Origin of the sequence: Cognatundibacterium curvum, assembly GCF_014284235.1 — a bacterium.
In the GTDB taxonomy this organism is placed as follows: domain Bacteria; phylum Pseudomonadota; class Gammaproteobacteria; order Burkholderiales; family Burkholderiaceae_D; genus Undibacterium; species Undibacterium curvum.
Genome location: NZ_JACOGD010000005.1, coordinates 304,198 through 319,822 on the forward strand (window position 1 = coordinate 304,198; position 15,625 = coordinate 319,822).

General features: G+C 49.3%; 11 protein-coding genes. 6 read left to right on the forward strand and 5 right to left on the reverse strand.

Going from position 1 to position 15,625, the window contains the following annotated elements:
* The first annotated feature begins 307 nt into the window (after window positions 1–307).
* From H8K43_RS11560 to H8K43_RS11580, 5 genes are all read left to right on the forward strand, one after another.
* The gene (locus tag H8K43_RS11560) at window positions 308–1,198 is read left to right on the forward strand and encodes an alpha/beta hydrolase (RefSeq protein WP_186903963.1); all 891 of its coding nucleotides are present in this window, start codon (window positions 308–310) and stop codon (window positions 1,196–1,198) included.
* 245 nt (window positions 1,199–1,443) lie between these two features.
* A complete protein-coding gene (locus H8K43_RS11565; protein ID WP_186903964.1) occupies window positions 1,444–2,952 on the forward strand; it encodes a COG3014 family protein in 1,509 nt (502 codons plus the stop codon).
* Between the two features lie 22 nt (window positions 2,953–2,974).
* The gene (locus H8K43_RS11570; RefSeq protein ID WP_186903965.1) at window positions 2,975–3,376 is read left to right on the forward strand and encodes a YcfL family putative periplasmic lipoprotein; all 402 of its coding nucleotides are present in this window, start codon (window positions 2,975–2,977) and stop codon (window positions 3,374–3,376) included.
* A 35-nt stretch (window positions 3,377–3,411) separates the two neighbouring features.
* Window positions 3,412–4,026: a penicillin-binding protein activator LpoB gene (gene lpoB / locus H8K43_RS11575; RefSeq protein ID WP_222611015.1), complete on the forward strand. Its 615-nt coding sequence runs from the start codon at window positions 3,412–3,414 to the stop codon at window positions 4,024–4,026.
* Window positions 4,027–4,047: 21 nt separating this feature from the next.
* Window positions 4,048–4,866: a penicillin-binding protein activator LpoB gene (locus H8K43_RS11580; RefSeq protein ID WP_186903966.1), complete on the forward strand. Its 819-nt coding sequence runs from the start codon at window positions 4,048–4,050 to the stop codon at window positions 4,864–4,866.
* A gap of 70 nt (window positions 4,867–4,936) precedes the next feature.
* Here H8K43_RS11580 and H8K43_RS11585 read toward each other — a convergent pair whose 3' ends face one another.
* The 5 genes from H8K43_RS11585 to H8K43_RS11605 all read right to left on the reverse strand — a co-directional run bounded on the left by H8K43_RS11585 (window position 4,937) and on the right by H8K43_RS11605 (window position 14,456).
* Window positions 4,937–6,226, reverse strand: a complete 1,290-nt coding sequence (locus tag H8K43_RS11585; protein ID WP_186903967.1) for a hypothetical protein — start codon at window positions 6,224–6,226, stop codon at window positions 4,937–4,939.
* Entirely contained in the window at window positions 6,201–9,059 is a 2,859-nt protein-coding gene (locus H8K43_RS11590) for a DUF3857 domain-containing protein (RefSeq protein WP_186903968.1), read from the reverse strand. The genes H8K43_RS11585 and H8K43_RS11590 overlap by 26 nt, the downstream gene beginning before the upstream one ends.
* 212 nt (window positions 9,060–9,271) lie before the next feature.
* Window positions 9,272–11,050 (reverse strand): tetratricopeptide repeat protein, encoded by a 1,779-nt coding sequence (locus H8K43_RS11595; RefSeq protein WP_186903969.1) that lies wholly within the window; start codon window positions 11,048–11,050, stop codon window positions 9,272–9,274.
* 1 nt (window position 11,051) lies between these two features.
* Window positions 11,052–12,776: an Hsp70 family protein gene (locus H8K43_RS11600; protein WP_186903970.1), complete on the reverse strand. Its 1,725-nt coding sequence runs from the start codon at window positions 12,774–12,776 to the stop codon at window positions 11,052–11,054.
* A gap of 333 nt (window positions 12,777–13,109) precedes the next feature.
* Window positions 13,110–14,456, reverse strand: a complete 1,347-nt coding sequence (locus H8K43_RS11605; protein WP_186903971.1) for an MFS transporter — start codon at window positions 14,454–14,456, stop codon at window positions 13,110–13,112.
* 150 nt (window positions 14,457–14,606) lie between these two features.
* Here H8K43_RS11605 and cyoA point away from each other — a divergent pair, with 150 nt between their 5' ends.
* A complete protein-coding gene (gene cyoA / locus H8K43_RS11610; protein ID WP_186903972.1) occupies window positions 14,607–15,623 on the forward strand; it encodes a ubiquinol oxidase subunit II in 1,017 nt (338 codons plus the stop codon).
* The last annotated feature ends 2 nt before the right edge of the window (window positions 15,624–15,625 follow it).

Sequence of the window (15,625 nt, forward strand, 5' to 3'; positions counted from 1 at the left end):
CGCTGATGATACGCAATTTGCGGCTTTGCGCCAGTCTTGACAGCCAGACTGGCAGGGGGTAGAACTCGCTGCGCCGTATGGTGTCGGGCTGCGGTAAAGCACTATGTGCATACCTGCTGCCGAGTTCGCCAGCGATGCTGCGTGCTCATCGCCTGCCTTGCTGGAATTGGAAACACTTGCAAAATACAAACAGGAGAGATCCGCTTTGCACCCTCAGCTTTTCATTTATCTCGCACGTTGCCTGCAAGCTGCTCTGACATGCTGCTGCTTCTTGCTGCTGCCAGCGCAGGCACAGGCAGCAAGCACGGTGCAGAGCTTATCGTTCCGGTTTGCGGATGGCGCTTATGCGAGTTATTTTTATCTGGATAAGGGTGAACACTCGCAGAACAGCTTTGTGCAGGCCGCGGATGCCAGCTTTGAAAACTGGATCTTCGTCGTTGGCGGTTCTGGCTGTGCGAGTATGGGGCGCTATTTACCCGGCTATTTCCGTGGACTGGAAGGCGAGTCTGGCGTCAGCCGTCTCTGGTTATTACAGAAGCGCCATGTCGGCGCGCAGGATGATGGCAGTGATTGCAGCAGTGCGTTTGTACAAGACGATCATTTCAGCCGCTGGCACGCGGATCAGCTGGAGTTCATCCGTTTTCAGCTGGCACAAGCACCGTCCAATAAAACCATACGCGTGGTAATGATGGGTATTTCTGAGGGCGCAGAGCTGGCCCCGGTGCTGGCGCTGGCGCTGCCCGCCGCTACCCACCTGGTGTTGCTGGCGCATAGTGGGGATGGTGCGATGGGCACCTATCAGACGCTGGCCCGTGCTTACGCCCATATGCACTCAGGATGGAAGCAATTGCAGGCAGCGTTGAGTAGCACGCCATCCGATCCGGATCGCAGTCTGATCCATGGCCGCAGCTGGCGCTATTGGTCGGAAATTCGTGCGGTCGATCACCTCAGCAATCTGCGTGCATGGAAGGGGCCAGTGTTATGGGCCTACGGGGACGCGGATGCACTGATTCCAAAAGATGCCCAGGCTAAATTGCAACAAATAGTTAAGCCTGTGCCCGCACAGTGGCGAACCTGTGTCTTTCCAGGTGCAGATCATGGCTTGCGCAGCCCAGATCATGCTTATCTGCCGGATCTGATGTGGCAGCTGGATCGCTGGCTGGCAGCAGCTCCGCCTCTGGACCCATGCCAGGACTAAATGCCATTTTCTGTGACGGGTGTCTGGGCTTAGTTCAAGGGGAAATAAGTAGTGGGTTTGAGGATGGAATTGAGTTGGCTTAAATTTTTTACAAATAATTACAATTCTACGTAATTAATTAGTATCTTGATAATGTAAAAAAACTTGTTTTACATATAATCCTATGCTCATGTGAAATTGTTGTATTTTGACAATCTTGCCTCTCTCAATTGTTTCTCTTTATTTCCCTTTCCTTCCAGAAAACTATGCGCATTTCTAATTTTGCAGTGACTCCGCTGGTAGCGGCACTCGTACTCACGGGTTGCGTGACCACTCCTACCCACGATAGCAAAGTAGCTGCTTCTCTGGCGGTTGCTAAAACCGGTCAGATTGAAGATGCGATTAAGCAGGTTGAGGCGCAGACGCAGGGCAAGAATGAAAATGACTTGCTGCTGAATCTGGAAAAAGGCGAGTTAATGCGCATAGGCAAGCGCTATCAGGACAGCCTGAATGCCCTGAATGTGGCGGATGCCAAGGTTAAAGAGTGGGAAGAGAATGCCAAGAGTAATCCGCAAAAACTGATGGCGCAGATAGGCGCGACCCTGATGGGAGATGCCAGCCGCGATTATGAAGGTCAGGATTACGAAAAAGTGATGTTGACTATCCGTATGGCGATGAACCGTATCAATCTGGGTGACCTGGATACAGCGCGGGTAGACATCAAACGCACGCATGAACGTGAAGCGGTGATTGCAGAATTCCGCTCCAAAGAAACTGTGGCGGCGGAAGAAGAAGCCAAATCCAAAGGCGTCAGCACAGGCAATAAAGAATTGAATGGCTATCCGGTCGAAACCCTGAATGATCCGGAAGTCCTGAAGCTGAAAAACGGTTACCAGAATGCGCTCAGCCATTATCTGTCCGGCTTTGTGTATGAGGCGCTCAACGAGCCTGGCCTGGCTGCTCCCGGTTATCGTAAAGCGATTGAATTGCGTCCGGAATTGCCGGTGCTGGAAGAGGGCTTGAAGGGGCTGGATCAGCGTACCAGTTTCCGTCGCAAGAAAGGTGTGACCGATGTGTTGTTCGTGGTCGAAGCCGGTAATTCACCTGCGCGTCAATCGAAAAAACTGACTTTGCCTATTCCTACCGGACGTGGGCTGATTACGATGTCGCTGGCTTTCCCGGTGATTTATCCAGACAAGGATGCACCGCAGATCAATACCATCCAGGTGGGCAATCAGAATCTGCCGACTGCTTTGATTACTGATTTTAATGTGATGGCACGCCGTGCCTTGAAAGATGAACTGCCAGGCATTTATACCCGCGCTGCGATCCGCGCAGCGGTGAAAGGTGTGGCGCAGGATCAGATCAATAAAAACTTTGGTGCCTTAGCCGGATTGGCTGCCAACATCGCAGTGGCGGCAACCGAGAGCAATGCCGATGACCGCCTGTGGCGCAGTCTGCCTGAGCGCGTCTTCGTGGCGCGCGCCTTTTTGCCACCTGGTGATTACGACGTAAACTTCACCGGTCGTCCCGGCGAAACCAGTAAAATCTCGGTCGATGGTCGCTATATGGTGGTGCCGGTCCGTTTGTATCAAAACAAAACCTATCTGGGTGACTTAGCCAAATTTGGCACGATAACACCAGTCGCTCAGGTCGAAGACAAACCTGCCACTACCGCACAAGATGCGAAACCGGCAGCAAAGAAAAACGTCGTTAAACCTAAACCAGCACAAGGCACCACGAATACTGGCGCAACTGCTGTAAAAACCAATTAATTGTCGTCGCAAAGGATAAGACATGTTGAAAAATGCCCGTTTAATCGCAATCAGCGCTGTACTCGCTGCGTGCTGGATGGCTCCGGTTCAGGCCGCTAATGATATTCCGAATGCCTCTTCGGCTGGTATCGCTGCCAAGCTGATGGTACGTGGCACACTGGAAGGGGTGCAGGTCGTGGATCTGCGCTCGCAGCGTCGTAATGATGTGATGGTGGTACAGGCTGAGATGCTGAATCTGACCGACAAAGATGTGCGTGTGTACTACCGCTTCCGCTGGACCGATGCAGCGGGTATGCAGGTTGGTGATGGTGAAGTCTGGAAACCGCTGACCATACTCGGCCGTCAGAGCCAGCTGATCAAGGGCACAGCCTACGGTCCACAGGCAAGTGACTTCAAAATTGAAATGAGTGCTGAGCCACGCTGAGTTCAGAGCCAGAAATTAATCTAAGGAATATATCCATGAAACAGTTCGTAAAATTGTCCAAAATGATTTGTCTGCTGGCGCTGGCTGGCGTTTCGCTGACTGCGTGCCAGACCAAGTTGTCGCAACCGACGGTCAGCCTTGCGCGTCAGGTTAGCTATGGCGATAACAAAGCGGTAGAAACGGTCACCAATGAATTCGGTTCTACCGACCTGCAAATGATTGCAGAAAAAATGGTGGGCTCTTTGCTGGAAGATCCGGTACTCGCCAATCGTCCAACTTTGACACTGGCCGGCGTGCGTAACAAGACCAGCGAATACATCGATACCAAGTCGATCATGAACAGTATTCAGACTGCACTGGTGAAAAGTAAGAAAGTGAAATTCACCCGCAGTGCCGACGAAATGCAGCAAGGTGTGGATGAGCTGCAGCGCCAGAATCAGAGTGGTCTGTACAAAGCGCAGGGTAAGGCAAAAATCGGCAATATGACTGCAGCGAAATACTCACTGGAAGGTGAAATCGTTTCCATCGTTAAGCAGAACGCGACGACTAAAGATGTGTTCTACAAAATGACTCTGAAACTGTACGACATCGAAGAAGGTTCGATCGAGTGGCAGGATGAAAAAGAAATCCGCAAGACATCCAAAAAATAATTTTCCGGTAAAGGAAGCACGATGTTGAATCTAAAAAAAATGATCGCTGCGCTGGCCTGTGGCCTGGCCAGCATCAGCGCTTATGCCGCTGAGCCTAAGATTGCAGTAACCGATCTGACCTATGAAGAAAAAGTCAGCGAGTATTTCCGCGTAGTGTCAGCCTCCAGCAAAAGTAGCGTCAAAGGCAGCTACAGCGAGCGTGAAACTGACCGCAGCTATTCCCAGCGTGGTCATGTAGACGCTAAAAGCGAAAGCAATTATTTTGAAGCGGAAGGCTATTACACCTATATCGATCGCGGTGAGTTGAAAACCTACACAGCTGATCTGAAAGGTGCCTTACTCAAAGGCGGCGCTGTACATCTGATTCAGGCCCGCCCTTATGTGGGTAAGCCGATGGAGAAAATTTTCGACATCATCGGTCGCATCAAACAGGGTATGTATCCGGGTGCGGATTATGTGCTGTTCGGTACCGTCAGCAATATCCAGTTCCGTCAGGAGAGCAATCAGCTGCAATACGGGAATTCCATGACAGCCAGCCTGTCGTTGGATCTGGTGGCGGATTTCAGCCTGATCAACACCAAGACCTATGAAGTGAAAGCAGCTTTCAGCGCCAGTGGTTCTGGTGTGGATACCAAGATCATCAGCCGTGCCGGTGATCGTGTGGTTTTCAACCGTGGCAAAGTCATGCAGGAAACTTCGCGCAGTCTGGCAGAAGCCGCCTATGGTGAACTGATGGTGCAGTTTGGTCTGCCACGCGGCGCCAACCGCCCGGCCAACGCAGGCACTGCCGCCCAGCCTGTTGTCACACCGGCACCGGAACCAGTGACTGTGTATCGATAAGCTACAACAGAACTTGTTTGTACCTGCGAATAAAAAAGCCAGCTGACGCTGGCTTTTTTTGTGCCTGGACTTATTTGTTTAGTCTGAGTGATTGTGCCATGCTGCGCTTTCTATCCAGACGATCTCTGTCAAAACGCTGTGACTCATCCAGATTTTGATTGAGTTGCGCGACCAGTTGGTTGTAGTTCGACAAGGCCGCCTCGTCAGAAAAAATCAGTTTCTGATTTTCGAATTTGATTTTACCCAGGTTTTCCTGGCAGAGATTCAAAAGCTGTTTACGTAGCTCTATCGACTTTCCAGTCAATTCCATCAATTTCATGGAATTTTCCATGCTCAGCATGGCCTCACGTTCATTTTGTGCACGCATGAGCTGCTTCTCATTGGCAGGCATGGGGATATTATTCAAATCTTCAAAATAATTTTTCAGTAATTTTTCGATGAGCGGAGCACGCTGATCGATAATGCTTTCCGCTGTCAGCAGATTCAGTTGTGCTTGCTCCAGTGCTGTTCGTGATACCAGATTTTGCGGATCGAGGATTTTGCTGAACTCGGTACGATTGAATTCCTGAGAAAACTTAGATTCAATCTGGTTCATTTTTTTGTAAAAATCCAGTGTCAGTGCCATCTCTGTATCTATGGAGCGAATCCCCGTTTTGGGAATCGTGGCAGGCAGAAGTTGCGAGGAGTAAGTATCACCTTCCTGATCTGCCTGTATGCTTTTTTCCAGCACTGCTGCCATGCTTTGACGGGCTTTTTGTATTCTTGCCTGTGACAGTGATGCAGCCCATGCTCTGAGGTCAGTTTGAATTTCAGGTTGCGGATGGAGGATAGCGTTCAGCAGAAGCCGATAGCCATTCCCATTACGGAAATCATTGGTGGCTTTTTTTTCTGCTGCCGACAGTTTATTGAAGGCCGCTGCCGCGGCATTTTTTCCTTGCTCTGTGAACATGCGGTCAAGATACAGCACATTTTTTCCAGCTGGTGTTTCTAAATCCTTCAGTAATTTTTTTGCGTACTCCTTCGGGATTACATTGGCTAAGTGTGGTGCCAGTCGGTCGCTAATCGCATTCAGGGTAAGCGGATTCATGGTTGTTTCAATATCAACATATAGTTCAGGATGAAGACGGTTATTCTGCTCAATGTCTGCCCTGATTACGTTCTGGATAGATTTATCGATCTGAAATATCTGCATCAAGGACTTTACATCTTGCACATCTGCCGGATTAGAGACGTTTGCTGCATAGGTATACGTGGTTAGCAGCGTGCAGACGATCAAAACAGGTATGAACCGTAGTCGGTAGAAATTCATGGTTGTGCTTTCTTTTAGTGTTGAATCAGCGTTTGAATCGATCCAGCTCAATTTGTATGACTGGTCGCAGTAACTGGTCAGGCGCCGCTTTATCGAGTGCTCTTTGCAGATAGACCTTGGCTTTGAGTTTATTATTTTGTGCTGTCTGTAATTGTGCAAAAACGAAGTAAGCTTCAGGCAGAGCAATATCAAGCTCATCGCCAGTCAGCTTATAAAGCTGCTTACTCATTTGTTCTTCTGATTTGCTACCCGTGATGACATCCAGTAAGCCCGAGCGCCAGTCATCAGGATTGCCGGACAATGTGGTGCTTAGTTGAGCGGATTGTGCCGGTATTTGTCTGAGTGATAAAAGTCTCAGCATTTCTGCACGTAGTTTCTCAGTTTGATTTTCACTGACGTTGAGCGCTTTGCTAAACTGTGCTGCGGCTTCCGCCCATTTTGCAGACGAGAAAGCGGCCAATCCTCGCATCGTGAGCAGGGCAGGATTGTCGCTGTCCTTGCTGCCCGCACGCATCCAGTCCGCTTCCGCATTTTTCATGTCCATGCTGTCAAAATAAGCCTGTGCACGGCATAGAAGGATGCCCGGTTCCTGAATTTTCATTTTTTGCAGTACCTGTAAATCGGACTGGGCTAAATTGAACTGACGCTGTCGCGCATACAACGATGCACGCTGGCACAGTAATTCCGGATCGGGATTGCTATTGTCTATACGCTGGTTTAAGGAATTTAAATCCCGGGTCAGCTTATCGCTGATTCTTTGCTTGTACGGTGCATCCAGCAACAGGGCTAATGAGTTTTCCTTGATATCCGTTTTTCGTATCTTTAAGGTATTGTCGATGACCTGAGAGGTTTTTCTGACATAAGCCATAAAATCCGCCACCTGCATAGTGGGAATCTGCTCTTTCAATATGCCCAGCCCCAGTCGCGCAGTGAGGTCTTTGCCTTTAAAGCTGATATTTTCAGTCAGGGTGAATCCGGGGCTGTTGAGTGCCTCGCTACTCGGCCGGTAGTTGGCATCAAACCCCTCAGGTAACTCGACCTCGAATTGATAAGTAAAGCGGTTGGGGTCGGACGGCAGCATCAGGGGGGTGGTGCGTCGAGGATTTTCAGGCAGATAGAAAATGTCCCGGAAATTGCTTGCCTGGTAGCTTACGTACCAGAACTGAGCATCTGATTTAAAGAATTCGGGAATGGCAAAACGCATTTCCAGTGTAAGTTGATTGGATTGCGTATCGTCTTTGAAAACTGGCCCTGATTTCAGTTCAGCCAAGGGGTAGCGCTTCAGTATATTCCCCTGAAATTGCTTTCCAATTTGCTCTTTAGTCTGACGCGCAAAATAGGAGCGCGCGTATTCTGCTTCCAGTCCGGAATAGGTCTGTTTCAGAATAAACTCAACCGGTCGGTTCCACTGCTTAGCGAGGACTTTCTCCATGCGGGAGTTTTCACTTCGCGCGTTTGATTTTCCTATGATGCTCAGATCGCGAGACTCCGGCGAAACAACCAGCACTTCGGCCTCTGCATGGCTTTGCCCCATATTGTCCAGACTCCCGCTTTGCCCATTGCGGGTGGGGTCCAGGAAATAAGTTTTTCCATCGACGATGACACGTACGATCGCATGGTCGAATATTGCCGGGCTGGGGAGCAGCTGGGAAATTCCCTTCTTACGGTAAGTCGCAACTAAGACCGGATGCGCTTCTATACCCATACGGCGTAGTAGCGTTGTCAATAGCAGAGATTTGTCTTTACAGTCACCATAGCGCTTCTCTATGACTTGATCCGGAGCGGCTGGTTTATGCGAACTTTCACCTATAGATACGGACAGATAACGGATTTCATTCTGAGTGTATTCGAGTGCTTTTTGCACTTTCAATTGGGGTGTACTTAATTTGTCGAAGTTGTTGACCAGTTCATTGAGTGCAGGTGAACTACCCTTATAGTCAAAAAGTTGGCTGGCCCAGCGCGCAACTTCGTTCCAACTCTGCATTTGCGAGAATTGAATTTGTTTGAACTGATTTGTTTCCGGCGGCGCATACGGTTCATAATCGACTGCTTTGAGCATATCTTCAGAATAGTGCTCAATCCGGCGCTCTCCAACCCGCTCTTCCGTACTTTGTATGGTGTGTGTTCTGGGACCAGACAGTTTGTGGCTGATTTTTTTATCTGCGGGATAATTCAGGCTGATATGTTTGCGTAGTACAGGGGTGGTGCTGTCCCAGCTGGAAGTATTGAAATAGTTACCTTCAAAAACAGGATTTTGTCCCTGTATGGTGTATGACAAATCCACGGAATCACCCACGCGCAGATCATCGATGACGATAGAGGCGGTTACTGAACCGGTGAGTATGCCTGCTTCCAGATCTTTTTCTTGCTGCAACAAGCGAACTTCCATGCTGGCTGTTTTGTCGATTTTCTGATTTCCGCGCAAAATATGCAGCGCGTGGATTTGCAAGGTCTGAAAAGTGGACAGATAAGGAATTTCTATCTGGGCGATATTGCTTAACAGGGAGGATTCATTGACTTGCATAACTCTGCGTACATATACCGCTGAATTTCGGTCCGCATAAAGCTGCACGTCAGACAGGCGTACCACCACTGGATAGGCCGACGTGGCATCCGGTAATTTGATGAGGTCCGGTTTAACCCATGCAGCTACCGGAGCTGCCCGCATTAAAGTTGCTTCCAGATTGCTAAGCCGTTTAGCATTTCCTTGTTGAACGGGACTGGACTCGGTGAGCGTCTGTGCAATCCCGGTGCCGGATAAGTTGAGTGCCAGTATAGAGGCAAGGCAGTAAGGACGCAGACTGCGCTTCAGGAAATAGTGAAGGCCAGATGTGGCAATGAAATGGGTAAGTTGTAGGTGAGTTTTATCAAGAAATAGTTTCATGCGACGCGCTTTTTATTTATTTATTTTTTCTATACCTGTGATTCTTTCACCAGCTTAACTGGAAGTGACAGTCGGTTCCAGCTGGCTGATCAGCTAATCAAAGATGATTATTTGTATATTTTTTTTGCTGTCTTTCTAATTATTATTTTTAGAATTGTTGAAAAAAGCATCAAATTGACGCAGTCTTGATACTGGAACCTGATACTGTGTTTTTAAGTTTTACATTCCTGAAGCGGGTTTTTTTTACAGATCGTTTCAATACGTCTGGCTACTTTCTGGTTACCATTTTTGAGTGCCTGTTGGTACCAGTTTAAGGCTAGCGCCAGATCTTTGGTATGCCCCAGGCGGCCATGCTCGTAGGCGAGACCCAGCTGTTCCTGACTGAGGGGATGATGCTGGTAGCGCAGGAACCAGTAATTAGCTTTGTCATTGTCACGCTTCAGATTCCACCAGCCCTCCTGAAAGCCCAAACCCAAATAGCTTCCTGCATTGGCATTGCCCTGTTGCGCTGACAGCTCCAGCAGCTCGGTGATGCGCTGATTATCTTTCTTAACCAGCATATTGCTGGCTATCAAAATAGCAAGTCGAAACTGCCCATCGCGATCACCTGCGTTGGCGGCTTTCTCATACCAGTCATACGCAGCCTGCAAATTGGTATTAGTACCTTCACCAAATTGAAAATTCTCACCGACCGTCACCATCGCCGCAATTTTCTTATTTTCTGCAGCTTGCAGCATCCAATAATGGGACTTGGTTTTGTCGACAGGAATTTTTAATCCATCTTTGTAAAATTTGGCCAGCGCATATTGCGCATCAACGGAGCCCATGCGTGCAGATGCTTCCCAGTTTCTGATGGTCATTGCCGTGTCTATGGGCTTGCCATCACGACCAAACAGATAATCTTCGCCCAAATAAAATAATTCGGTCTTGGTGTCTTTGAGCGGACTGACTTTGCTCAGCGCAGACTGAGGTGTCGATGTATTTGATGGTCTTGCAGCTTCATCCGGGGGGGCACTTAACATCCGGAAAATAAAGACAAACAGCATGACCAGCAATGCCGTAGAGAATGAAAAGTGATTTTTCTTCTCGCCACGATTTTGCTCGCGCACATCATGCAGAGATTTTTCTTTTTCTTCGTAAGCACTGTCTATCCATTGGCGTATCAGCGCCATATCGCAGCTCATTGCCGTGACATGGGGGTAGGCTTCGTTTAGTCTGGCTAACAGTTGCAGATTGACTTTCAGGTAGTTCAGGCCGGGTTGCTCCTGATTGCGGCTCTTGCGCATAATTTCCTGATATTTGTGGCGTATCGCCTCCGGACGTTTTGATATTTCATCCAGTTCAATCATGGCTTGCTCAAGGGCGTAGGCATGTGGCCCCAGGTAGCTCAGCCGTGTTTTTGCCTCTCGCCAGCGAAACGCTGTGACCGCGGCATGGAATAATAAATCTTTACCGGATTGCCAGCCCTGCACCAGATAACTGGCGATATACCATTCGAATGCTTGCCTGGTCTCGAGGAACAACATCGTGTCACTATCGAGTATATTTTCCAAAATCGTAGTGACTTGATCCTGTTCGGGCTGTTCCTGGTGTATGTGATTCAGCAAGCTTTGCAAGATATCTGCAGCTTCTTGCGCAGGATCCCTGGCCTGGGGTGGGCTGGCTTCGGAAGCGGCCGCTTCAGTTTCATCAGTGACATCCTGCACGGCCACCTGTGAATGACCAGACATAGGTGCGGGCTGTGCTGCGGTCAGCTGTTCCTGATCTGTTGCTGGCTCACCAGTTGTTTCATCTTCCCGCTCTTGCGCAGTGTCACGCCACGCTATCCAATGCAACGCTTCTTCATAGGATTCCCGTAATGCCTGAAACTCATGTAACTGTGTTTCCTGATCTATGGTCTTCAGTTTTTTTGCATACGCACGTTTCAGACTACGTTCATCTGCATCTGGTGTTAACTGATGCTCTTCTATAAAAGCGGGAAGATAAGACATGTTATTCAGGTTGTGATGTGTCAGTATGCAAGCGGTTATCGTTTTCGATCGCGTCCAGGATATCAATGAATTTACGCTTGGCCTGCGCTATCAGCTTGGTATCTTGTGTTTCCAGCGCTGTTTCAAACTCCGTCGTTTGCAAACCCAGCCATTGACGCACGTCACCGCGTAACTGCTGGAAGATGCGGTCAGCCCTGGCGAGCAGCGTCCGGTTTTCCAAGGCATCACGAGGATGCATCTTTATTTTTTCCAATTCATGAAAGCGTTCTTGTATTTGCTTATCGCTCATGAGTCCGGGATTGCCCTGTATCACCAGTTTGTCCAGTTTTTGTGTCGCGACGTGGGTAGCCTGAACTTCAAGCAAACCGTTCACATCATAGGTAAAACGTACATCGACGCCATTTTCTTCGGTTTTGGCGACGGGCAGACGCATACCTAGTGTGCCAAGGTGAATATTATCTTTGACCAGGCGCGATTCACCCTGATAGACCTCGATGACTAACTCAGTTTGTCCATCTGCGACTGGATAATAGCGCCGGACACGGCTGACCGGAACCGGACTGTTGCGCTCGATAATAGGAGAAAAGTGACCGTTAGCATGCTGATTTTCCGAAATCCGGACAGAGACATCAATCCCCAAAGAGTAGGGCGCGACATCGGTCATGACTACCTCGTCCAATGCAGAGTCTTTCATCTTGAGACCGGCCTGCACGGCGGCGCCGAGTGCGACGACTTCATCCGGGTTGATGTCGCTGGCAGGGAAACGGCCAAACATCAGTGTTACCAGTTTTTTGACCAGGGGCATACGGGTGGCACCGCCAGCCAGCACGATGCTGTCAAGCTGGTTAGTCCGCAGATTGGTATCCCGCAGAGCGCGTTCAACCGGATCCCGCATGCGTTTTAGCAATGGGGCACAGATTTTTTCCAGCGTTGCTTCGTTCAAACTAAGCTGTAAAGTATTTTCGTTTAAAACAATTTCAATTTGTGCATCTTTTCCAGCTGTCAACGCGCGTTTCGCCTGTTCTGCCGAAGCAGCAAGACGTTGCATCAGTCTGGCGTCGTTGCGCAAACCGGATGAGAGCTGATGATGTTCAAAGAATAAATCGACAATGGCATTGGTAATATCTTCGCCACCCAGAAAATTGTCACCGGCAGAGGCTCTGACCTCCATGACGCCTTCAAACAATTCTAAAATAGAAACGTCAAATGTACCTCCACCCAGGTCAAAGACCAAAAAGCGTGATTCATTACCTGTTTCATGTATGCCATAGGCGAGTGCTGCTGCGGTGGGCTCATTGAGCAGCCGGTCAACCCGTAAGCCCGCCAACTGGCCTGCGGCTTTAGTTGCTTTTCTTTGTGCATCGGAAAAGTAAGCTGGAACGGTGATCACCGCTTCATCTACGGCTTCTCCTAAATATGCCTCGGCATCCGCTTTCAGGGACTTCAGTACGAAAGCAGATAATTCTTCTGCGCGGAATTCTTTTTTGCCAAGGCGAACCTTTTTATCACTGCCCATATAGCGTTTGAATACAGAAACACTGGCTTCCGGGTGGGTTTGTAGCCGTTCTTTTGCTGCTTGCCCTACCAGCATAGTGCCGTCCGCATCTAAGCTGACGCAGGATGGAGTCAGGTTACTGCCCAGGCTGTTTGGAATTAATTCTGCTTTGCCATTGCGCCAGACTGCAGTCAGGCTATTGGTTGTTCCGAGGTCTATGCCGATAATCATAAAAAAATCTCGTCGAATCTTGTTTAGCTAATTATATTTATATTTAGCTATTCGTTCTGCAATTCAGTCAGTAATCGGACTAGAAATTTTTATTTTTTGCACATAAAACTGAATGCGGCGACTGGCAAGAACTTGCTATGCAGTGTTTTTAGCCGGCTCGATCGAATGAACGGTATGATTTATCGCCAGGGTCACAGGTATGTTTACTCTTTTGCCATGCAGTGCAAGGCAACGGGGGGAATTTTTATATGAAATCCTGATCAGAGCGAGAAAGGGGAGCAGGCTCCCCTTTTCTGAACAAGTTTATGCCTAAGAAACAGGCGAAGCGCAGCACTAATTTTTTATTTCCAAAGCCCGGTTCAAATGCAATGCGGCGAGTGAGCAGGCCGCGCCTGACAGCAGGTAGAGGCTGACGTAGGCCAGGCCGAAGTTAGCGGACAAACCCAATGCAATCAGTGGTGCGAAGCCAGCGCCGACCAGCCAGGACAGATCCGAAGTCAGTGCAGCACCGGTGTAGCGATACTTGGCGGGGAAGTTAGCGGTTACTGCGCCAGCCGCCTGACCATAAGACAAACCGAGCAAGATAAAGCCGAATAACAGGAAAATGTTTTCGCCACTTTCGCCTGCCTTCATCAGCGTAGGTATGAAGGCACTGAGCGCCGCGATCAGAATAGCGAGTGTTCCCAGCGTATTGCGACGGCCGATTTTATCGGCAATGAGGCCAGAAACAACCACAGATATCGCCATCAGGAAGGCACCGGCGACCTGCAGGTAAAGGAAGTCACTGAGGCTGCGGCCAGAATACAAGGTAATCCAGGATAGAGGAAATACCGTCACCAGGTGGAACAGCGCATAGCTGGCCAGCGCAGCGAGCGCGCCTATCAATACGTTGCGGCCCTGAGAGCTCAGCAATTCTATGATGCCTACCGGCTGTAATTCACGTTCTTCCAGCAAATGGGTGTATTCATCGGTGGCGACCAGACGCAGACGCGCGAACAGGGCGACCACGTTGATGGCAAACGCAACATAGAAAGGATAACGCCAGCCCCATTCAAGAAAATCTTCCGGTGACAGATTAGATAGCATATAGGCAAACATACTGGCCGCGAGGATAAAGCCGGTAGGCGCGCCCAGTTGTCCCAGCATCGCGTACCAGCCACGCTTGTCTTCCGGCGCATTCAATGCCAGCAGGGAAGGCAGGCCATCCCAGGAACCGCCGAGTGCGATGCCCTGACCTATCCGCAGTACCGACAGCATCACAATGGCGGTGACGCCTATGCTGGCATAGGTAGGCAGAAAGGCAATGCCAGCAGTGGAAAATCCAAGCAGCACTAAGGCTATGGTCAGTTTTGCTTCACGTCCTAAATGTTGCTGTACCGCCATAAAAATCATGGTGCCTATCGGGCGTGCTAAAAAAGCAAAGGAAAAGATGACGAAGGCGTACAGTGTTCCTTCCAGTCGATCTTCAAATGGGAAAAATACCGAAGGGAATACCAGTACCGAGGCAATGGCATAGACGAAAAAGTCGAAATACTCGGAAGTGCGTCCTATAATGACCCCGATCGCGATTTCGCCGGGATCGACAGACGTATCTGCATGATCACCACGTTTAGGGGTACTGCCGTTGGCAGAAGGCTGGTTGGCGTACAGTGCGCCATTGTGGCTGCTGATGTTAGGCATAGTCGTCTCCGTCATCGTTGTTATGTCGATGGACGCAGTCGGCAGCTTTTCCCATGCAGGCAGAAAGGGTAGGACAAAACGTCCAATCGCTAATGCTTATCAGTGAGAGTACATTACCACATATTTACGTTCAGACTGGAATTTTCCTGTATGTTTTCTCAATTAGCTCGTCGCGGAATACTGCTGTTGCCCGCAATAATGATGGCTGGATGCAACACAATTGTGATGAATCCATCCGGAGATATTGCCGCTCAACAGAGTAAGCTCATTGTCATTTCGACACTGTTGATGTTATTGATCATCGTACCGGTGATTGCACTGACCTTCTTTTTTGCCTGGCGTTATCGTCAAAGCAACACCGAAGCACAGTACGAACCGGATTGGGATCATTCTACGAAACTCGAACTGGTGATCTGGGGTGCTCCTCTGTTAATCATCATTGCTTTGGGTATGTTGACATGGATTACCACGCATACTCTTGATCCATATCGAAAGTTGTCGCGTTTGGATGAGACACGTGCGATTCCTGCCAATGTCAAACCAATCACGGTTGAAGTCGTTGCGCTGGACTGGAAATGGTTGTTTATTTACCCAGAGCAAGGTATTGCAACTGTGAATGAACTGGCTGCGCCGGTTGATGTGCCGATTCATTTCAAAATTACTGCGTCGACAGTGATGAATTCCTTCTATATCCCGGCACTGGCTGGCCAGATCTATGCGATGCCTGGCATGCAGACAGAACTGAATGCTGTCATCAATAAAGCGGGTGATTACGAAGGCTTCTCTGCGAACTACAGTGGCGCCGGTTTCTCGGATATGCGTTTCAAATTCCGTGGCCTGAGCAATGAAGACTTCGCACAGTGGGTACAGACAGTAAAAACTAATCAGCCTGCGCTCAAGCGTGCTGAATATCTGGAACTGGAAAAGCCGAGTATCAAAGATCCGGTTCGCCGCTACGCAACCGTTGAGGCTGACCTCTATCATGCCATTCTGAATCGCTGCGTCGTTGATGGTCAGGTTTGTATCGACAAGTTGATGAGCACTGATCTGAATGTGAAGAGTGCAGCGAATGGTAAGTTCTCCAATTTACTGGCGCAAAACCAGCAGGCCGGCCGTGGTCCGCTCGCTGAAATCTGCACGACGCCAACCACAACCACCGGAAAATAAAG

What these genes read in the sequence shown, in the direction of transcription:
- H8K43_RS11590 (WP_186903968.1), bottom strand. Translation starts at nt 9,059, where the DNA reads ATGAAACTATTTCTTGATAAAACTCACCTACAACTTACCCATTTCATT.
- H8K43_RS11605 (WP_186903971.1), bottom strand. Translation starts at nt 14,456, where the DNA reads ATGCCTAACATCAGCAGCCACAATGGCGCACTGTACGCCAACCAGCCT.
- H8K43_RS11600 (WP_186903970.1), bottom strand. Translation starts at nt 12,776, where the DNA reads ATGATTATCGGCATAGACCTCGGAACAACCAATAGCCTGACTGCAGTC.
- H8K43_RS11565 (WP_186903964.1), top strand. Translation starts at nt 1,444, where the DNA reads ATGCGCATTTCTAATTTTGCAGTGACTCCGCTGGTAGCGGCACTCGTA.
- lpoB (WP_222611015.1), top strand. Translation starts at nt 3,412, where the DNA reads ATGAAACAGTTCGTAAAATTGTCCAAAATGATTTGTCTGCTGGCGCTG.
- H8K43_RS11570 (WP_186903965.1), top strand. Translation starts at nt 2,975, where the DNA reads ATGTTGAAAAATGCCCGTTTAATCGCAATCAGCGCTGTACTCGCTGCG.
- cyoA (WP_186903972.1), top strand. Translation starts at nt 14,607, where the DNA reads ATGTTTTCTCAATTAGCTCGTCGCGGAATACTGCTGTTGCCCGCAATA.
- H8K43_RS11595 (WP_186903969.1), bottom strand. Translation starts at nt 11,050, where the DNA reads ATGTCTTATCTTCCCGCTTTTATAGAAGAGCATCAGTTAACACCAGAT.
- H8K43_RS11580 (WP_186903966.1), top strand. Translation starts at nt 4,048, where the DNA reads ATGTTGAATCTAAAAAAAATGATCGCTGCGCTGGCCTGTGGCCTGGCC.